Here is a 20399-nt window from a genome sequence, read left to right on the forward strand (position 1 = left end):
GATTATCAAACTATTTGAATATCAAAATAGTTTGATGGCGATAAAAAAGGAGTATGGACATTGGCGAATTCATTAGACGTAATTAATCAATATTTGGTAAAAGTATTTAATGAAATTTTGGACATTGAAGAAACGGCACTACGTGTCAGTCAATTTTCGGATTTATCCATTAAAGAAATGCACACAATTGAAGCCATTGGGTTGCATGAAGAATTAACTTCAACACAAGTAGCCAATCGGTTAAATATTACTGTGGGCACATTGACTGTTGCGGTGAATAATTTAGTGAAAAAAGGCTATGTTGAACGCGTGAAGCGTGATAATGACCGTCGCTTTGTACGCTTGAAATTAACCAAAAGAGGTAAATTACTTTTTCGATTGCACGCAAAATTCCATAAAGAAATGGTAGTGGAAACATTACAAGATATGGATGATGCACAAGTTGCAGCCTTAACAAAAGGGTTAGAAAATTTACATCATTATTTAATGGCAAAACAGCGTGAACAAAAAATGTCTAAACGTAAATAATGGGAAGTAACATCATTGCAACAGGAACATACATTCCACCAAAAAAGGTACTCAACGATGATTTAAAAGCCTATTTTGATACAAATCACGATTGGATTTATCAACGTACGGGTATTGTGTCACGTTACCTAAGTGAGAATGAAAATACATCTGCTCTTGCTTCAAAAGCAGCACAAGTTGCACTGAAACGAGCAGGGGTATCACCTGAAAAAGTTGGTTTTATTATCGTTGCAACAATGAGCCCAGATTATATTAGTCCAAGTGTTGCCTGTATGGTACAAAATACAATTGGTGCAACAAATGCATTTGCCTTTGATGTCAATGGAGCGTGTAGTGGATTTATTTATGCGTTATCAACAGCAGATGGTTTAATGAATAGCGGACAATATGAATATGGATTAGTGATTGGTGCTGAAGTTATGTCAAAGCTATTAGACTGGACAAACCGCAATAGTACCGTCTTGTTTGGAGATGGTGCTGGAGCAGTGTTACTGCAAAAAAGTGATACACCACTAATTGACGTAGCCAATATGGGAAGTGATGGCACAAAACATGAGTGTTTAACGGCACATCATTTACCACTTATCAATCCAATCGCGCAACGAGAAGATGTCCTTGTTGATAAATTGAGTATGGATGGTCGTGAAATTTTTAATTTTGCTACGCGAAAAGTACCAAAATTAATTCAAGAGACATTGCAATTGGCCAATTTAAATGCACAGGAAATTGACTATTATTTATGTCATCAAGCAAATGCTCGTATGATTGATATTATTGCGAAAAAAGTTCATCTACCAATCGAACGATTTCCAATGAATATTGATAAATACGGCAATACTTCAGCTGCAACGTTACCCATTTTATTAGATGAATGGATTTGTAACGGGGCAATCACTTTAAATCAAGCGCAAAAAGTGATGCTCATCGGTTTCGGTGGGGGCTTAACGTGGGGCGCTTTAATTATAACACTATAAAACAATTCGGAGGACAAACAAATGTCAGCAACTTTTGAAAAAATTCAAGCAATTATCGTAGATCAATTAGGTAAAGAACCTGAAGAAGTGACGTTAACAACAAATATTAAAACAGATTTAGAAGCGGATAGCTTAGATTTATTCCAAGTCATTAACGATATTGAAGATGAATTTGGTGTAGAAATTGATGTTGAAGCTGGCTTTGAAACAGTTAGTGATTTAGTAACATTCGTAGACAATAATAAATAATACTGAAAATCCCGTAGCACTTTAGTTACGGGATTTCATAAAAGTATATATTTTGATATTCAAAGTTTTTAGGAGAAGTTATGCAAAACACAATTTGTAATTTATTAGGTATCCAATACCCGATTTTTCAAGGTGCAATGGCATGGGTAGCAGACGCAAATTTAGCCAGTGCTGTATCCAACGCCGGTGGATTAGGTATTATTGGAACGGGTCATGATCCTGCGGATGTTGTCCGTCAAAAAATCGAAGAGACGAAAGCCAAAACGAACAACGTGTTTGGTGTGAATATTATGCTACTCAATCCACATGTTGAAGACGTGATTGATGTGATTTGTGAAAGTGGTGTAAAGGTAGTGACAACTGGAGCGGGTAGTCCGGGGAAATATATGGAAAAATTCAAAGCGTTTGGCATTACCGTTATTCCAGTGGTGGCGTCTGTTGCATTAGCCAAGCGTATGGAAAAAGATGGAGCGCATGCCATTATTGTTGAAGGAATGGAAGCGGGTGGGCATATCGGTAAAACGACAACCATGGCACTATTGCCTCAAGTAGTGGACGCTGTATCGATTCCCGTTATTGCAGCCGGTGGTATTGGTGATGGTCGTGGAATGGCTGCTGCACTGATGATGGGAGCAAGCGCTATACAAATTGGGACACGCTTTATCGTAGCGAAAGAATGTCACGCACATGACAATTTTAAACAAGCCGTCATTAAAGCAAAAGATATTGATACGGTGATTACTGGACAAATTACGGGGCATCCCGTTCGTGTCTTACGAAATAAATTAACACGCACGTATTTACAAGCTGAAAAAGAAGAAACGAGTAAAGCATCTCCAGATTTTGCACGATTAGAAGCTTTAGGCAAAGGGGCATTACGCCGTGCAGTCATCGATGGGGATAAAGATAATGGCTCAATGATGGCAGGACAAATTGCTGGCTTAATTCATAAAGAACAAACGTGTGCTGAAATTTTAGAAGAAATGGTAAATGAATGTCGACAAGTCATTTTAGAAAAAGCAGCATTGTGGAGTCATTAATATGGGCATTGGATTTTTATTTAGTGGGCAAGGTGCTCAATATGAAAATATGGGTGTTGATTTAGCGCAAAAATATGAAATCGTGAAAAATGTGTATGATAGAGCGCAATCTATTTTAGGGTACGATGTATTAGCGTTGTCGCAAGAACAATTAAACCAAACGCGCTTTACACAGGTGGCGGTATTTACATTGAGCACTGCTATAGCAAAGTTATTGCAACAACACCACATCACAAGTGACGTGAATGCTGGCTTAAGTTTAGGCGAATATTCGGCGTTAGTGGATGCAAAGGTGCTGTCGTTTGAAGATGGGTTGCATTTGTTGGAAAAACGAGGAAAATTTATGGAAATTGCCTCTTACGAACACGTTTCAGGGATGTTAGCCGTCATGAATACGCCTAAAGACGTGGTGTTGTCGGTTTGTCAAGAGATGAGTGATGACATGTATCAAGTGTTTCCCGCTAACTATAATATGCCGGGACAAATCGTCATTTCAGGTCATCAAAAAGCGGTTGATAAAGCTAAAGAAAAGTTTATCGAACTTGGCTATAAAAAATGTTTGCCACTTGTCGTTAGTGGAGCGTTTCATACACCGTTAATGATGAGTGCCAAAGAAAAATTAATGCCGTATTTAAACCAACACGTATTTGACAAAGGGATTAAAAAGGTCGTTGGCAATTTAACGGCGACTGATATTAGTACAAGAGATGATTTAAGTGATGTACTGGCTGAGCAAATTGTTAGTCCAGTACGTTTTGAAGAAAGTATTGCATACATGTTAAATGAAGGTGTGGATACGTTTATTGAAATCGGTCCGAAAAAAGTGTTGAGTAAATTTGTACAAAAAATAAATAAAGAGGTAACGACGTTGCATGTCGAAAATGTAGAAACATTTGAAACGGTATTAGCGTTGTTGCAATAGAGGTAAAACATGAGTTTAAAAAATAAAACAGTGTTTGTGACGGGGAGTTCACGTGGTATTGGAAAAGCGATTGCTGTAGCGTTTGCTAAAGAGGGAGCGAATATTGTGTTAAACGCTCGCACAAATGTATCTCAAGAGCTAGTTGCTGAAATCGAAAGTTACGGTGTGCAAACGCTCGTGTTATTAGGTGATGTGAGTGATTTTAATTGGGCAAAAGAAAGTGTAAAAACGATTAAAGATACGTTTGGTACGATTGATGTCGTTGTCAATAATGCTGGTATTACACGTGATCAATTGTTGCTACGCATGAGTGAAGATGATTTTGATGTGGTGCAAGACATTAATTTAAAAGGTGCGTTTAATATTTTACGACATGTCGCACCAGTAATGTTAAAACAACGTTCAGGTGCCATCATTAATGTGTCGAGTGTTGTCGGGCAAGCGGGAAATATTGGGCAAGTCAACTATTCAGCCAGTAAAGCGGGATTAATCGGTATGACCAAATCAGCAGCTCGTGAATTAGCCTCGCGTGGTGTTACAGTTAACGCCATTGCTCCGGGGTATATTGAATCCGATATGACGGATGTATTGAGTGAAGATGTGAAAAAAGCAATGGTTGAAAGCATACCGTTAAAACGTATTGGGTATGCAGATGAAATTGCCCAAGCAACCCTTTATTTAGCACAAGCAAAATATGTAACAGGACAAGTGTTAGCCGTAAATGGCGGTATGTACATGTAAGGAGCGAATAATGAATAGAGTAGTGATTACAGGTTTAGGTGCCATTACACCTATTGGGAACGATGTAAAGACGTATTGGGAAAATTTAAAAGCCGGTAAACATGGGATTGCACCCATTACAAAGTTTGATGCTAGCCAAACCGGTATTGCGTTGGCTGCTGAAGTTAAAGATTTTGACCCTACATTAACCATGGATCGAAAAGAATACAAACGTATGGATCTTTTTTCACAGTATGCCGTAGCCAGTGCGGTTGAAGCATTAAATGATGCAGGTTTAGCCGATTTAGCCACACAAACAAATGTTGAACGTGTCGGTGTCATGATGAGTTCGGGAATTGGTGGTTTAAACGACATGCAAAGTGGTATTGTGAAAATGCACGATAAAGGACCAAAGCGTGTGCCACCGTTGTTTGTTCCGTTGACGATTGGGAATATGGCAGCAGGTAATGTGTCCATGAAAGTCGGTGCTAAAGGGATATCGTTAGATATTGTGACAGCATGTGCGTCTTCAACGAATGCGATTGGCGAAGCGTTTCGTCATATTAAGCATGGTTATAGTGATGTCATTATTGCAGGTGGTTCAGAAGGTACCATTTGTGAAATCGGTATTGCGGGTTTTGCTGCATTAACGGCGTTGTCTACATCAACTAATCCAGATCGTGCGTCAATGCCCTTTGATCAAGAGCGTAACGGTTTTGTAATGGGTGAAGGTGGTGCCACCTTAATTTTAGAAAGTTTGGAGCATGCGCAAAAGCGTGGTGCAAAAATTTATGCTGAAGTTGTTGGTTACGGTAGTAATTCGGACGCTTATCATATGACTGCTCCAACGCCTGATGGATCGGGTGCAGGAAAAGCAATTCAATTAGCGCTTGATGAAGCGGGTATTACACCGCAACAAGTCGATTATATTAATGCACATGGGACAAGTACACCGACCAACGATTCATCTGAAACAACCGCTATTAAATATGCCTTTAAAGAGCATGCCACAAAAGTAGCCATTTCAAGTACGAAAAGTATGACGGGGCATTTGCTTGGTGGTGCAGGTGCTATTGAAGCAATTGCATGCGTTAAAGCGTTACAAGAAGGTGTGTTGCCACCAACAGCCAATTATCAAGTGAAAGATGAATTATGCGATTTAGACTATATTCCAAATGTTGCTCGACAATGCCAAGCAACGTATGCCATTAGTAATTCATTAGGTTTTGGTGGTCATAATGCCGTATTGTGTTTTAAAAAGTTTATACAATAACGAGCAGATACCAACACAACATAAAGAGGTAAAATATGAAATTTGAAGAAATTAAAACATTGATTGAGACGTTAAATGCGTCTGATTTAATGTATTTGGATATTCAGCAAAATGATTTTTCATTGACGTTGTCAAAACGGGATCAAGCGGATGTCGTTCGTCAAGTACCGGTTGCAGAAATAGTTAAAACAGAAGAAACACCAATGAAATTTGTTGAAACATCAAAAGAAACTAGCGATGTGTCGCCGATTGAAACGGGTCAGACGGTCAATAGTCCGTTAGTGGGTGTGGCGTATTTAGCACCTTCACCCGATGCACCAACATTTAAAAAAGTAGGTGATGTGGTGGCTGTTGGCGATGTGTTATGTATCGTTGAAGCAATGAAAATCATGAATGAAATTAAAAGTGATGTAGCCGGTACGATTAGTGCCGTACTCGTTGAAAATCAAGAAATTGTAGAGTTTGGGCAACCCCTATTTCGTATTAGCTAAAGGAGAAAAGAATTATGGCAGTATTAAGTGCTCAAGAAGTAATGGACATTATTCCAAATCGTTTTCCAATTTTATTTATCGATCGTGTCGATGAATTAGAAGAAGGGAAACACGTCGTTTGTACAAAAAATGTGACGATCAATGAACAAGTTTTCCAAGGTCATTTTCCGGGTGAACCAGTATTACCGGGGGTATTTATTATTGAAGCGTTGGCGCAAGCAGGCTCAATTCCGTTGTTAAAAATGGAGTCATTTAAAGGGCAAACGGCTTACCTAGGCGGCGTCAATAAAGTGAAATTCCGTCAAAAAGTGGTTCCAGGTGATGTGCTACGTTTACAAGTGGACATTGTCAAATTAAAAACGTATGCAGGTATTGGTTACGGTCAAGCGTTTGTTGGCGATAAAAAAGTCGCAGAAGCAGAATTGACCTTTATTATTGGAAGATAAACATATGTTAAAAAAAGTTTTAATTGCTAATCGTGGTGAAATTGCTGTACGCGTGATTAAAGCGTGTAAAGAGTTAGGCATTCAAACCGTTGCCATTTATTCGCAAGCGGATAAAACGGCATTACATGTATTATTGGCAGATGAAGCCATTTGTGTTGGACCGCATCGTTCAAGTGAATCTTACTTGAATAAAACGGCGATTTTAAGTGCAGCAGTTGTTACGGGTGCTGATGCGATTCATCCAGGTTTTGGGTTTTTATCCGAAAATGCGGAATTTGCGAAAATGTGTGAAGCGTTGCATATTAAATTTATTGGTCCTAGTGCTGATGTGATCAATTTAATGGGTGATAAAGCCAATGCACGTGAAACGATGATGGCAGCTGGTGTCCCCGTTATTCCGGGTAGCGACACTTTTTTAGAAAATGAAGATGACGCAGTTAAATGGGCAAACGAGCTTGGCTATCCAGTGATTTTAAAGGCAGTTGCTGGTGGTGGTGGAAAGGGCATGCGCAAAGTCTACCAACAAGAAGATTTAATCTCTGCCTTTCAAACAGCGCAAGGTGAAGCCAAGGCAGCATTTGGTGATGGCCGAATGTATATGGAAAAAATCATTGAACAGGCACGTCACATTGAATTTCAAATTTTAGCAGACCGTTACCATCAGGTCATTCATGTTGGTGAACGTGATTGTTCATTGCAACGAAACCACCAAAAAGTATTAGAAGAAACACCGTCAACGTACTTAACGGAAGAATTACGGCAACAGATGGGCAAAGCAGCCGTTTTGGCAGCAAAGCAAGTGAACTATGAAAATGCAGGAACGATTGAGTTTTTAGTCGATCAAAATAAAAATTTTTATTTTATGGAAATGAATACGCGTATTCAAGTCGAGCATCCTGTCACTGAAATGGCAACAGGAATTGATTTAGTCGAATGGCAATTACGCATTGCTAGTGGCGAAAAGTTAACGATTGAACAAAAAGACGTTGTTTTAACGGGGCATACGATCGAATGTCGTATTAATGCAGAAAATCCGAAACAAAACTTTATGGCAAGTTCGGGTAAGTTAGACTTTTTATACTTGCCAACTGGCGGGAACGGGTTACGTGTGGAAAGTGCGATGTATCAAGGGTACACCATTCCGCCGTTTTATGACTCGATGATTGCTAAAGTTATTGTAAACGGTCAAAATCGACAACAAGCTATTGCAAAAATGAAACGTGCGTTAGACGAATTGGCTATCGAAGGGATTACGACAAACGTATCTTTCCAAGAAGCCATTTTAGAAGATGAGGCTTTTATAAACGGCGAATTTGATACGGATTATTTACAAACACAATTTTTGCCCAAGTTTATGAAAGCATCCGAATAGTTTAAAATTAAGGAGAAGAAATGAATCCTTTTAAAAAACGAAAATATATTACTTTACCAACACAACAAGATTTACGCCAAAGACAATCCGCAATCCCCGATGGATTATGGGGGAAGTGTCCGCATTGCCAAACCATCCATTATTTACCAGATATGGATACGTTAAAAATTTGTGGAGCGTGTGGATACGGTTATCGAATGCATGCAGAAGAGCGTTTGTCTGAAACGGTTGATGAGTCGTCATTTATCGAATGGCTAATTGATATGCCAATTGCGAACCCGCTTGATTTTCCCGACTATATTCAAAAAATTGAAGCGTTACAAGAAAAAACAGGTTTAAACGAAGGCGTAGTGATTGGGCAAGCGACACTTTCAGGGTATCCGTGCGCCATTGGTGTAATGGATACGCAGTTTATGATGGGAAGCATGGGTAGTGTCGTTGGTGAAAAAATTACGACACTGTTTGAACGAGCAACCGAGTTGTCTTTACCCGTTGTGTTGTTTTGTGCTTCCGGTGGAGCGCGTATGCAAGAAGGGATTATTTCACTCATGCAAATGGCAAAAATTAGTACGGCTGTTGCCAATCATTCAAACGCGGGGCTTTTGTATGTTGCCGTATTGACCGATCCAACCACAGGCGGCGTAACGGCAAGTTTTGCAATGGAAGCAGATATTATTGTAGCAGAACCATATACGACAATAGGGTTCGCAGGGCGTCGTGTTATAGAGCAAACGATCAAAGAAAAATTGCCGGATAATTTTCAATCAGCAGAAGTTGTACAGCAAAATGGATTTGTGGATTGTATCGTGAAACGCCAATTATTGCCTACATTTTTAAGTGATGTCCTATCGCTGCATTGTAAAGGAGGAACTCATGAAAACAGCTAGTCAAATTGTCTCTCTAGCACGCGACCAAAAGCGCTTAACAACACGTGAGTGGATTGATTTACTCTTCACCGATTTTATTGAAATGCACGGTGATCGTCACTATGCTGATGACAAGGCAATTGTTGGTGGTATTGCTTTTTTAGACCATCAACCCGTTACCGTTATTGGCACACAAAAAGGTAGAGACTTGTCTGAAAATATTGCTTGTAATTTTGGGTCTCCTTTACCCGAAGGCTATCGAAAAGCAGCACGCTTAATGAAACAAGCTGAAAAATTCAATCGCCCAATTATTACGTTTGTCAATACAGCTGGAGCATATTGTAGTAGTGAGTCAGAAAGTCGCGGCATTGGTGAAGCGATTGCGACCAATCTCATGTTGATGAGTCAATTAACTGTCCCTGTTATTTCCATTATTATTGGTGAAGGGGGTAGTGGTGGAGCACTTGGGTTAGCAGTAGGAAACAAAGTGTACATGATGGAACATAGCATGTATTCTGTTTTATCACCCGAAGGATTTGCAGCAATTTTATGGAAAGACGCTTCAAAAGCGGGGCAGGCTGCTGAAGTGATGAAATTGACACCTGCCTATTTAAAAGAATTGAACGTCATTGATGGTATTTTTGATGAAACAAAAGGACGTAGCCACCGACGTTTTCTCCCACAAGATGAAGTGGTGCAACGTGTAAAACAACAATTACTCGATGATTTATTACACTTTAGTACGTATAGTAAAGAAGCGATTAGACAGCATCGACAAGAACGGTTTAGAGCGTTTTAATGACAAAAAAAGATTACGATGTTAATAAAATTGATGGCTCGTAAACGGTAGTGATGTAACGTTAGTTATGTCGTTACCGTTTATTTTTATGTTGCAGATAATGGGTTATTGTAACGATCATAAAGCGAGTGAAAGCACTTGCATTTTTTGTGAAATATTATACAATATACGTATAAGTTCAAAATTTCACAAACAAAAATATTAGGAGGCTATTATGAAAATTTTGAAACGATTATTTGCCATTATGGTGATATTAGTGACAGGGGTTGCGTTAGCGGCATGTGGTAATACCGCAAAACAAGAAGCCACAACGACAACAACGGCTGCTAAAAAAGCAGAAGCCGTAACAGGCGCTTCTGAAAAAACATATACTGACCCAAAAGAGTTAAAAGATCAGTATGATGTTGTTATTGTTGGTTCTGGTGGTGCAGGTATGGCAGCAGCAATTTCTGCAAAAGATGCAGGAGCAAATGTTGCTATTTTTGAAAAGCTCCCCGTTATTGGTGGAAATACGGCAAAATCTTCTGCCGGTATGAACGCTTCAGAAACCAAATATCAAAAAGAACAAGGCATTGTTGATGAAAATCAAAAATTCTTTGAAGAAAGTTTAAAAGGTGGAAAAAATACAAATGATAAAGATTTGTTACGCTTTTTAACAGAACATTCAGCTGCAGCAATTGATTGGTTAGATACATTAAACATTCATTTAAGCAATTTAACAACAACAGGTGGTATGAGCGTTAAACGTACACACCGTCCTGCAGATGGTTCAGCAGTTGGTGGTTACTTAGTAGATGGATTATACGGTAATGTGACAAGTCGTAAAATCCCAACTTTTGTAAACGCCGATGTTATTGATATTACACAAACAAACGGTGCAGTTTCAGGTGTTGTTGTTAAAATTAACGGCGAAGAAAAACGCATTTCAGCTAAAGCGGTTATTTTAGCAACAGGTGGTTTTGGTGCCAATGCAGAAATGGTTACAAAATTCCAACCACAATTAAAAGGCTATGTCACAACAAACTCTAAAGGAACAACAGGGGATGGTATTAAATTAGCAGAAACATTAGGTGCAATGACTGTTGATATGGATCAAATTCAAATTCACCCATCTGTTGAACAAAAAACATCTTACTTAATTACAGAAGCTGTTCGTGGTGAAGGTGCCATTTTATTAAATGCTGATGGTAAACGTTTCTTTAACGAAATGGAAACACGTGATAAAGTTTCAGCTGCCATTAACAGTTTAACACCAAACCATGCATTCGTTGTATTTGACGAAGCGTTGAAAGGTCGTGTAAAAGCAATTACCCAATATGAAGCAAAAGGATTTGTCGTTAAAGCTGATACCATTGAAGAATTAGCGAAAAAATTAGATATGCCAGTTGACAATGTAAAAGCAAGCTTAGACACTTGGAATAAAGCGGTGGCTAATAAAAATGATGCCGAATTTAGCCGTAAAACAGCTATGGAGCATGATTTAAGTAAAGCGCCATTCTATGCAATCAAAGTAGCACCTGGTGTTCATCATACAATGGGTGGTTTAAAAATTAATACCAATACAGAAGTATTAAAAGCTGACGGTTCTGTTATTAAAGGTCTATATGCAGCCGGAGAAGTAACAGGTGGTATTCACGGATCAAACCGTATCGGTGGGAATGCAGTTGCAGATATTATTATCTTCGGACGACAAGCCGGAACAAAAGCAGCAGAATTTGTGAAATAATTTGAATAAATAAATGATAAATCAAGTAGTAAAGGCAACGAATTAAATCAATTCGTTGCCTTTTTATATATGACGTTCCACCAACGCTAAAAATGATACAAGCAAAAAACGCCGGCATCTTCCTTTCGATAGTGAAAATGTCGGTGTTCTATCTGGTTATAGTTGATTTTTAATAATATCTTCTAAAGTTTCGCGTTTAATGGCGAGTTTGTGATGACCGTCTTTAACCAATACAACGGCAGGGCGAAGCATTTGGTTATAATTAGATGCCATTGCGTAATGGTAAGCACCTGTACAACTGACAACTGCCAAATCATTGATTTGAGGTGTCGGCACTTCAATGTCGTACGCTATCATATCGCCCGATTCACAACATTTACCTGCAAATGTCACCACTTCCTCAAGTTTATCGTTCATACGATTGGCTAGTGCCACTTCGTATTTAGCACCGTACAAAGCGGTGCGGATATGATCACTCATCCCACCATCAATAGAGACGTAGGTTCGTACATTGGGGATACGTTTAATCGTTCCAATTGAATACAGAGTATAGCCAGCTTCTCCAACAATGGAGCGTCCCGGTTCTAGCCATAATTGTGGAATTGGTAAGTGATAGTGCTGTGCTGCGTTTTTTAACGATTCCACAATTTCTTCTAAAGCCGTTTCGATTGGATAGGATAAATCATCTTTTGTATAACGGATACCAAAGCCTCCGCCGATATTTAAAACTTGCGCGGTAAAATCCAATTTATTTTTTAAAACATCGAAAAATTGAAATACTTTATTGATGGCAACGCGAGTACCGTCTGTTCCAAAAATTTGTGAACCGATATGGAAATGTAAGCCGATTAAATTTAAGTGCGAAGCATCTAATATCGCTTTTACACCTTCAAAGGCTTGACCGTTATCAATGTTTAATCCAAATTTAGAATCCGTTGACCCTGTTGAAATAAATTCGTGGGTATGTGCTTCAACGCCTGGCGTCACACGCAGTAAGCAATTAGGTGTTTTTCCCATATCCATTGCCAATTGATTTAACCGTGAAATTTCATCAAAACTATCAATTACGATACATCCAATGCCCTTATCTAATGCAAAGTGTAATTCTTCGATTGTTTTGTTGTTTCCGTGAAGATGAATGTTTTTAGGGTTAAAATCGGCAGAAAGGGCGTTAAATAATTCGCCAATTGACACAACGTCTAATCCCATATTTTCTTCTTGCATGATGCGAACAATGGCTTTACACATAAATGCTTTACTAGCATAGGAAACGTGATAGTGTAATCCGGATTTTTCTAATACACGATGAAAACGCCGGCATTGCTCACGAATTAAGGCTTCATCGTAAATCATTAACGGTGTCCCGTATGCTTTGGCTAATTCAGTCGTATCGACTCCACCGACGGTTAAGTGTCCAAGTTCATTAATTGTTGCTGTTCCATGTAATTGCATAAATACCTCTTAAATAATGTAATTCACGAGTAATGTGTCGTGTTGTAAACTAGTCAGTTGTTGTAAAGCGGTGTAATTTTGTTTGTGCGTTTGCTCATATAAAGGCAATGTTTGGTCGTAAATGGTAACGGAATGCCCAAAATCAACCGATTCATCAACGATAATCATCAGTTCATATGGAGAAATGCTGATGCATGTAAAGCGTTTTTCATTAATGATAACGTCATGATTGAGTAGGCGAGAAGGAATTAACCCATTTGCATATCCGATATTCACAATTGCGACACGTGTAGGCGAATTTGCGATAAAATCATTGATTTTTTGACCTGCGGGTACAGTTGTAATGTGTGAAACGGTTGCTTTTAAAGTAATCACAGAAGCAACGTTTTCTTTGTTAAATAAGCCATAAATGAATTGTGTTAAACGGGCATGTGTATTGCCTTCAATTAACCCATTTTCATAAATTAGCGTATCACACGTTTGTGCGTGAACGAACTGAAATGAATGGAATTGCGATAGTAATTCGATGATTTGCAACCATTCATTTTTAGCTGTTGCATACATTTCTTTATCTGTCGGTGCCGGTAATTGTGTTGCTAATCCAACAATTGTTAATTCGCTTTCTAAAGCCTTTTTTAACACTTCTAGCAGTTCTTTATTGTTTTGACAACCAACAAGGGTAGTACCTGCATATTGTATATGCCAAGAAATGTCGTGCATATATTTATAGTACGCCTTAATAAAATCGTAACTGGTAATGTAAGCGTCAATACGGTAGTTGCGTAATGTATCGAAATCGGTTGTTATACCCGTATATAAAATGGTAACATCATCATACATTTCTCGAATTTGTCGTGCTTCATTTAATGAATAAGTTGTAAAATAGCGAACACCACAATGATAAAGTGTGCGCACAACTTGTTTTAATCCGAGATTTAAAGCATTATGGCTAACGTTTGCAAAAAAATGACCATTTGTTTTGTTCATTGCCATTTTAGTGTTATAAGTTAGTGCTGCTAAATTGATAGTTAATTGAGGATTTTTCAACGTTTTTCTCCTTAATGATGATTAAATGTACTGTATTGGTGTTGGAATGGATAAAGCATAATGGAGAATGGCTTTTTAGCGCATTCTCCACCATGATTGTTTATGTGTCTTATTAAAGGGTGGTGAAATCATAAAATCCAGAGTTTTTTTCGATTAATTTTGATGCTGCACGTAGAGCACCATCTGCAAAAATACGTTTTGATTGTGCGCGATGCGTTAATTCGAAAACCTCATCGACTCCAGCAAATAATACTTCATGTTCACCGACAATTGTACCACCACGAACGACGCTCATACCGACCTCATTGTTAGACCGTTTAGTGTGTAACTGTGAACGATCATATACAGGGGTTAAGGCTGGATTTACAGATTGTAACGCTTCTAATAATTTAATGGCTGTACCACTTGGAGCGTCCACTTTTTGATTGTGGTGTCGTTCAATTATTTCAATGTCGTAGCCTTGTAATAACGGTGCGGCATATTTTAATAATTGTGTAAAGACGTGTACACCGTAACTCATATTGGCGCTGAAAAATACAGAGATATGTTGACTAGCGTCGGCCATTAATTGCTGTAAATGTTCTCGTGCACCTGTTGTTGCCACGACAATCGGTGTTAAATGGACGTGTGCTTGTTCCAATAGCGGTGTGACATTAATGGGATGTGAAAAATCAATGATGACATCAGCTTTTGGTAAATCATTGACCTTATCAACAACGGGGTAGGGGCAGTTGTCAATGGGAATGGTTGAAAAAATACCTACCACGGTATGACCGTTTTCACGAGCCAATTCGTCGACGACTTTACCCATCGCGCCGTAACCACTTAAAATAATGTTCATTATAAACTTTCCTCCATTGCGACGCGTTCTTCGTATTGTTGAATAATGAGTTGACGATAAAAATCGGTAGTTGGCACTAACGGCAAACGAAGAACATCTTGTGAATAACCTAGATGATACAATAGTGCCTTCATTGGTGCTGGGCTCACGTCTTCAAAAAAGGTGTTCATAAATGGACATAGTCGCAATTGAAATTCGCGTGCTTCATCAAGTTTGCCTTGTTTATAAAGTGTATAAATATGTGCAACTGATTTTGGTAAAACGTTTGATGTCACGCTAATAATACCGTGCCCACCAAAAACTAAATAACCTAAAAACGACTCGTCATCACCAGAATATAAGCGAAACTCAGGTTTGTCGAGTAAAACATTTTTAATTTTCGACATGTATTCCATATCACCTGTTGCATCTTTGAATCCAACAATATTCGGATGTTTTGCTAACTTACCAAGTGTTTCGGGTAAAACGGTCATCCCTGTTCTTCCCGGTACGTTATAGACGATAATTGGTAAATCAACGGCATCAGCAATTGCGTAATAGTGGGCAACTAAACCGTGTTGACTTGTTTTGTTGTAATAAGGTGTCACGATAAGTGCAGCATCGGCACCAGCTTCTTTTGCAGCGCGAGTATGTTCAATGGCAACGGCAGTATTATTTGATCCAGTCCCTAAAATAAGAGAACACGCTTGATTGCCGCGCAATTGAATGGCACGTTTTAATAAGTTGATTTTTTCTTCAAGAGACAGTGTAGCGCCTTCTCCAGTCGTTCCGGCAATGACAAGTCCCTGTATACCGTTGTCTAATTGTGATTGAATTAAACGGTCAAAATTATGATAGTCAATTGATCCGTCAGTAAACATAGGTGTTGCAACAGCCGTACCGACGCCACTAAATAGTTGAGTCATGAGATTCTCCTTTAAAAAAACAATACCATTACTGTTTAAGTTGTTCTAGTAATTCTGCGATTTGAACGGTGTTACTTGCGGCACCTTTACGGATGTTGTCACCAACACACCAAATATGGAACGTGTTTTCTAAAGAGTGATCTACACGAATGCGTCCGACCAATACTTCATCTCTATCGTTTGCGTGAATTGGCATAGGGTATTCGTTGTTTTGTGGGTTATCCACCAAAATAACACCTGGTGCATTTTTTAAAATGGCACGAATTTCGTCAACAGTGGTTGGTTTATTAAAAGTGACGTTGATGGCTACACTATGCGAATTTAAAATAGGCACACGCACGCAAGTAGCCGTAATCTTAACATCATCAGATAATGATAAGATTTTCTTTGTTTCTAAAATCATTTTTAGTTCTTCTTTTGTATAGCCTTCGTCATTGAAAACATCAATATGCGGTAGGACATTATTATAAATTGGGTGTGGATAGTTTGTCGGTGCTTCGCCTTTAGCGCCATTGATTAAATCGTTAATTCCTGCTTGACCAGAACCTGAAACGGCTTGGTAAGTTGTGTAAGCGACACGTTTTAAGCCGAAAGCATCGTGTAACGGTTTTAGCGGAACAACAGATTGAATAGTAGAGCAGTTTGGATTGGCAATAATTTTACGTTGTAATGAAGGTACATTACATTCTGGTACGATTAAGTCAATACTGTCATCCATACGCCAAGCACTTGAATTATCGATAACGATAACGCCGTTTTGTTCAGCGATTGGTGCATAGTGTAAAGATGTTTTGCCACCTGCCGAAAATAGAGCATAGTCAATTGGACGATTGAATGATTGTTCAGTTAATTCTTCAACAACATATTCTTTTCCACGAAATAGCATTGTTTTCCCTGCTGAACGATGTGATGCCAATAAATATAAATTTTCTACTGGTAATGCGCTTTCTTCTAAACGTTTAATCATTTTTTGGCCAACAACACCTGTTGCGCCGACAATAGCAAAGTTTGCCATAATTTTTCCTCCTAAAAAAATAATAGACGATACAAACAGCCGTGTATCGTCTTGTCAATGTGTAAAAAAAGACATCTACGATTGGCTAGCACTCCATTATCAGTGATAATGACAAAATAGGCGTTATTCACGACTATTCCAACATTTTATATGAAGCAACATATAAAACATTTCGGCGATTATCCCTTTCCTTTTAAGCTGATTGCTTTCATTACTTAAAACTACTCATGATTTTCGCGCCTCTATCCTAAAATCTACGTTTATTATAAAGAAAAACAGCTCTTTTGTAAACACAAGAAGCTGCTTTAATCGTTTAATTATTTATCGGTGTAAAATGGTCAACTACCTGTCCAACAATATTTAAATAGTGCGGTGTATTTAAAGGAATGATAATGTCCTCATATTTATCGTTTAAAGAAACTAACCGTAAATTATCTTTTTCAAAATACACTTTTTTTACATACGATTTTTCATTGTAGTCAACCGTATAAATTTGTCCGCTAATATGATGTACATTTTTTTGCAGTAAAATCACATCGCCATTTTTGATTTCTGGTTCCATACTATCTCCAGATACCAATGTCGCCACATCATAAGTTTTTAAGTTGTCACGATCTGTATAAAAAGTAGTGGTTTGATTATTGTCGTAACTGTATCCAACACCAGCAGCCACCGCTTCGACAACTTGAATAGGGAACAAATGGCGTTTTGCAACTGATCGTTTTTCAATGAGTGATTTTGCAAATACAATCGTTTCTTTTTTTTCATTAGGTTGTAATTGTTTAATCGTTTGAATCAATTCTTTTGTTTGTGAATCAATTTGCCCAGTTGTTTTTACCGTTTTATAGTCTAAACCAAATAGAAGCGTTGTAACATCGGTATGAAAAATATCGGCTAGGCGAATTAAATCGTCGACCATTGGACTACGATCTCCTTTAATCCAGCGGGACATCGCTGATTTTGATTTTCCAAAATGTTCACCTAATTGCTCTAAAGTCATGTCGTGTTGTTTTCTAAAATAGTTAATCATTTCAGGTAGTTGAATCATAAAAAATACTCCTAACGTATTAATGACTTAATTATACATAATTGTAACCAAATTGTAAACTTTTTATGTTGACTTTTTGTAAACTTAATTATAAAATGTGTTTACAAATTGTAAACGAGGTGGAAGGTTATGGAAGTATTATCTGTAGTAGACATGATTATTGTATTAATGGCAGCGATTGGAGTAGGAACATTATTTTTATTAATGACAATGCAACAATCTCAATTAACGCATATGAAAAAGGAAAATGGGTCTAGTCATACACCTGAATTTATTTAATGTTAAAATGTGTCATCTGTATTTATTTTTGCTATAATAGATATATTAAGTTTTGGAGGTTACAAATGACACGTTTAGAAAAATTACAACATCAACTAAAAGTTGAAAAGTTAGATGGTTTATTAATTACAAATTTATATAATTTAAGATATATTGCTAATTTTACGGGTACAACAGGTATGGCTGTTGTTACACAAACTAAAGCTTACTTTATTACGGATGCACGTTATACCGAACAAGCAAAAGTACAATGTGTTGGTTTTGAATTAGTTGAAAATACGGGACCTATTTACAATGAATTAACACATATTGTGTCAAGTAATCAAATTAAAGTGTTGGGATATGAAGATGCGAATTTAACAGTTCAACAATTTAATCGTGTCAAATCTGTTGTAGATTGCGAATTAGTTGAAGCGGGTGGCATAATTGAAGCGTTACGTGAATTTAAAGATGCAGAAGAATTTGCCATTATTGAAAAGGCATGTAACATTGCGGATAAAGCTTTTGAGTATATTTTAGGTGAAATTAAACCTGGAATAACTGAATTAGAAGTCGCTAATAAAATGGATTTTTATATGCGCAGTTTAGGTGCATCAGGGGTGTCTTTTGATACAATTGTTGCCAGTGGACATCGTTCAGCTATGCCACATGGTGTAGCCTCATCAAAAGTTATCGAAACAGGTGATTTTATTACGTTGGATTACGGTTGTTACTATAATGGTTATGTTTCTGATATGACACGTACGATTTCTTTAGGACAACCACGTCACAAAGAATTAATCGATATTCATGCCGTTGTGTTAGGTGCACAAAATGAAGTGAACGACAAAATACGTTTAGGCATGACAGGTAAAGAAGTTGATCAAATTGCACGTGATTATATTGCAAAACGTGGTTATGGTCAATATTTCACACATTCCACAGGTCATGGTATTGGTTTAGAAATACATGAAGCACCTGGATTAAACCGTTTAAGCGAAACTGTATTAAGTGTTGGGCACGCTATTACAAATGAGCCGGGTATTTATATACCGGGAATTGGTGGCGTACGTATTGAAGATGACATTTTTATGACTGAAGATGGACCAAAAGTGATTACAAAAGCCACTAAAGAATTAATTATTTTATAGCCTTCTCGGACAAGTCGATAATAATTTATCGGCTTGTTTTATGTTTTTAGGCTCTATGTCAAATAGGGTTGATAATGTATAAAGATAGTGGTGATTTAACGATTCTATGACAAATAGGGTTAACGCCTTATAAAACGGGCGTAATATCAAATAGGGTTGGCAACTTATAAAACAATAGTGATTTAGAGATGGTAAGTCACAACTGTTTTATTTGATGTTTTCTGTTCAATAAAGTTGGTGACTCGTAAAAATAAAGATTCAAGATGATACGCGTAACTTTAAAAATGATATAGCCAATGCTTTTATAGAAGCTGAAAAATGTTTTAATGAATTTTTCTAAAAAACTGTTAAAACAGTGTATAAAATGGTATAGTATAGATGAGAATATTTTAGTTAGGAGATGTAAATATGGAAAAAACACATAATCAAGAAGTGTTCGGTAATATTGAAATTTCACCCCAAGCGATAGAATTGATTGCTGGTATTGCAGCATCAAAAGTAAAACAAGTTCATAGTATTCAAGGATATAAAAAATCAAATAGTTTAAAATCATTAGTGTCTAAAGGTGTTGAGTTAGATTTAAATGAGTTAGGCGAATTTATTGTTGATATACACGTAGCGGTATATTACGGCGTTGAAATTCCTAAAGTTGCTAAATTAATCCAAGACCGCATTAAAGAACAAATATTATTTATGTGTAATATTGAAATTAAAGAAGTTAATGTATATATCGATCATTTAGTATCAGAAAAAGGTGAATACATTGGCTAAAGTAACATTTAACCGTCGTACACGACGAGAAAAAATAATTCAGTCACTATTTTCGTTAAGTATGGATGACGCTCAAAGTGTGGAACAAGCAGTATTAACGGCAGTTAATTATAACGATAGTTCAGATAACGACCATGATTTTCAAGTTGCAGACGTGGAAACGTTAATTGAAACGATTGAGTCATTAAATGAATTGAAAATTGAAATTGATGAACGCATTCAGCGACAATTGGAAAATTGGAATTTTACACGTATTACAAAAATAGATTTAGCTATTTTAAGACTTGCAATATATGAAATGTTTTATGTATCCGATGAAAGTGTTCCAAAAAAAGTTGCCATTAACGAAGCTATTGAAATCGCAAAACGATATAGTGATGATAAATCTCCGAAATTCATTAACGGTGTATTATCTAATTTGTTAAAAAAAGAAGAAGTATAATGATGAAAAGCAACCGATCGGTTGCTTTTTTGCTATATATCAAATAGGGGGGGATGGTCCATA

At 37.4% G+C, this 20399-nt stretch carries 23 protein-coding genes; 17 read left to right on the top strand and 6 right to left on the bottom strand.

The window, feature by feature from the left end:
• Positions 1 to 60: 60 nt before the first annotated feature.
• From J7S27_02355 to J7S27_02415, 13 genes are all read left to right on the top strand, one after another.
• Positions 61 to 528: a MarR family transcriptional regulator gene (locus tag J7S27_02355; GenBank protein QTU83379.1), complete on the top strand. Its 468-nt coding sequence runs from the start codon at positions 61 to 63 to the stop codon at positions 526 to 528.
• Positions 528 to 1502, top strand: a complete 975-nt coding sequence (locus tag J7S27_02360; GenBank protein QTU83380.1) for a ketoacyl-ACP synthase III — start codon at positions 528 to 530, stop codon at positions 1500 to 1502. Before J7S27_02355 ends, J7S27_02360 begins: the two co-directional genes overlap by 1 nt.
• Before the next feature lie 21 nt (positions 1503 to 1523).
• Positions 1524 to 1751, top strand: a complete 228-nt coding sequence (locus tag J7S27_02365) for an acyl carrier protein (GenBank protein ID QTU83381.1) — start codon at positions 1524 to 1526, stop codon at positions 1749 to 1751.
• 80 nt (positions 1752 to 1831) lie between these two features.
• On the top strand, positions 1832 to 2791 hold the full coding sequence (fabK, locus tag J7S27_02370; protein ID QTU83382.1) for an enoyl-[acyl-carrier-protein] reductase FabK: 960 nt from the start codon (positions 1832 to 1834) through the stop codon (positions 2789 to 2791).
• Position 2792: 1 nt separating this feature from the next.
• A complete protein-coding gene (gene fabD / locus J7S27_02375; protein QTU83383.1) occupies positions 2793 to 3713 on the top strand; it encodes an ACP S-malonyltransferase in 921 nt (306 codons plus the stop codon).
• 9 nt (positions 3714 to 3722) lie between these two features.
• Complete coding sequence (fabG, locus tag J7S27_02380; GenBank protein QTU83384.1) at positions 3723 to 4454, top strand: 3-oxoacyl-[acyl-carrier-protein] reductase; 732 nt, start codon at positions 3723 to 3725, stop codon at positions 4452 to 4454.
• A 10-nt stretch (positions 4455 to 4464) separates the two neighbouring features.
• On the top strand, positions 4465 to 5706 hold the full coding sequence (fabF, locus tag J7S27_02385; protein ID QTU83385.1) for a beta-ketoacyl-ACP synthase II: 1242 nt from the start codon (positions 4465 to 4467) through the stop codon (positions 5704 to 5706).
• Between the two features lie 35 nt (positions 5707 to 5741).
• Entirely contained in the window at positions 5742 to 6197 is a 456-nt protein-coding gene (gene accB / locus J7S27_02390; protein ID QTU83386.1) for an acetyl-CoA carboxylase biotin carboxyl carrier protein, read from the top strand.
• A 14-nt stretch (positions 6198 to 6211) separates the two neighbouring features.
• Positions 6212 to 6643, top strand: a complete 432-nt coding sequence (fabZ, locus tag J7S27_02395; protein ID QTU83387.1) for a 3-hydroxyacyl-ACP dehydratase FabZ — start codon at positions 6212 to 6214, stop codon at positions 6641 to 6643.
• Positions 6644 to 6647: 4 nt separating this feature from the next.
• Positions 6648 to 8015: an acetyl-CoA carboxylase biotin carboxylase subunit gene (gene accC / locus J7S27_02400; protein ID QTU83388.1), complete on the top strand. Its 1368-nt coding sequence runs from the start codon at positions 6648 to 6650 to the stop codon at positions 8013 to 8015.
• Between the two features lie 20 nt (positions 8016 to 8035).
• Entirely contained in the window at positions 8036 to 8902 is an 867-nt protein-coding gene (locus J7S27_02405) for an acetyl-CoA carboxylase carboxyltransferase subunit beta (protein ID QTU83389.1), read from the top strand.
• The gene (gene accA / locus J7S27_02410) at positions 8889 to 9680 is read left to right on the top strand and encodes an acetyl-CoA carboxylase carboxyl transferase subunit alpha (GenBank protein QTU83390.1); all 792 of its coding nucleotides are present in this window, start codon (positions 8889 to 8891) and stop codon (positions 9678 to 9680) included. The genes J7S27_02405 and accA overlap by 14 nt, the downstream gene beginning before the upstream one ends.
• 214 nt (positions 9681 to 9894) lie before the next feature.
• Positions 9895 to 11406, top strand: coding sequence for a flavocytochrome c (locus tag J7S27_02415; GenBank protein QTU83391.1), 1512 nt, complete (start codon positions 9895 to 9897; stop codon positions 11404 to 11406).
• A 156-nt stretch (positions 11407 to 11562) separates the two neighbouring features.
• Here the strand turns inward: J7S27_02415 and lysA are convergent, their stop codons facing one another.
• From lysA to J7S27_02445, 6 genes are all read right to left on the bottom strand, one after another.
• Positions 11563 to 12858, bottom strand: a complete 1296-nt coding sequence (gene lysA / locus J7S27_02420; protein ID QTU83392.1) for a diaminopimelate decarboxylase — start codon at positions 12856 to 12858, stop codon at positions 11563 to 11565.
• A gap of 9 nt (positions 12859 to 12867) precedes the next feature.
• Complete coding sequence (locus J7S27_02425; protein QTU83393.1) at positions 12868 to 13905, bottom strand: alanine racemase; 1038 nt, start codon at positions 13903 to 13905, stop codon at positions 12868 to 12870.
• Between the two features lie 112 nt (positions 13906 to 14017).
• Entirely contained in the window at positions 14018 to 14746 is a 729-nt protein-coding gene (locus tag J7S27_02430; GenBank protein QTU83394.1) for a 4-hydroxy-tetrahydrodipicolinate reductase, read from the bottom strand.
• Positions 14746 to 15651 carry a 4-hydroxy-tetrahydrodipicolinate synthase gene (locus J7S27_02435; protein ID QTU83395.1) on the bottom strand — a complete coding sequence of 302 codons (906 nt, stop codon included), beginning with the start codon at positions 15649 to 15651 and terminating at the stop codon, positions 14746 to 14748. The genes J7S27_02430 and J7S27_02435 overlap by 1 nt, the downstream gene beginning before the upstream one ends.
• Before the next feature lie 28 nt (positions 15652 to 15679).
• Positions 15680 to 16666, bottom strand: a complete 987-nt coding sequence (locus J7S27_02440) for an aspartate-semialdehyde dehydrogenase (GenBank protein ID QTU83396.1) — start codon at positions 16664 to 16666, stop codon at positions 15680 to 15682.
• A gap of 313 nt (positions 16667 to 16979) precedes the next feature.
• Positions 16980 to 17714 (bottom strand): helix-turn-helix transcriptional regulator, encoded by a 735-nt coding sequence (locus J7S27_02445; protein ID QTU83397.1) that lies wholly within the window; start codon positions 17712 to 17714, stop codon positions 16980 to 16982.
• A 129-nt stretch (positions 17715 to 17843) separates the two neighbouring features.
• Here J7S27_02445 and J7S27_02450 point away from each other — a divergent pair, with 129 nt between their 5' ends.
• The 4 genes from J7S27_02450 to nusB all read left to right on the top strand — a co-directional run bounded on the left by J7S27_02450 (position 17844) and on the right by nusB (position 20336).
• Positions 17844 to 17993 carry a hypothetical protein gene (locus tag J7S27_02450; GenBank protein ID QTU83398.1) on the top strand — a complete coding sequence of 50 codons (150 nt, stop codon included), beginning with the start codon at positions 17844 to 17846 and terminating at the stop codon, positions 17991 to 17993.
• Positions 17994 to 18058: 65 nt separating this feature from the next.
• Positions 18059 to 19123, top strand: coding sequence for an aminopeptidase P family protein (locus J7S27_02455; protein QTU83399.1), 1065 nt, complete (start codon positions 18059 to 18061; stop codon positions 19121 to 19123).
• A gap of 408 nt (positions 19124 to 19531) precedes the next feature.
• Positions 19532 to 19894, top strand: coding sequence for an Asp23/Gls24 family envelope stress response protein (locus tag J7S27_02460; GenBank protein ID QTU83400.1), 363 nt, complete (start codon positions 19532 to 19534; stop codon positions 19892 to 19894).
• Positions 19887 to 20336 (top strand): transcription antitermination factor NusB, encoded by a 450-nt coding sequence (gene nusB, locus J7S27_02465; GenBank protein ID QTU83401.1) that lies wholly within the window; start codon positions 19887 to 19889, stop codon positions 20334 to 20336. The genes J7S27_02460 and nusB overlap by 8 nt, the downstream gene beginning before the upstream one ends.
• The last annotated feature ends 63 nt before the right edge of the window (positions 20337 to 20399 follow it).

Source organism: Carnobacteriaceae bacterium zg-C25 (assembly GCA_017945845.1).
In the GTDB taxonomy this organism is placed as follows: domain Bacteria; phylum Bacillota; class Bacilli; order Lactobacillales; family Aerococcaceae; genus WM01.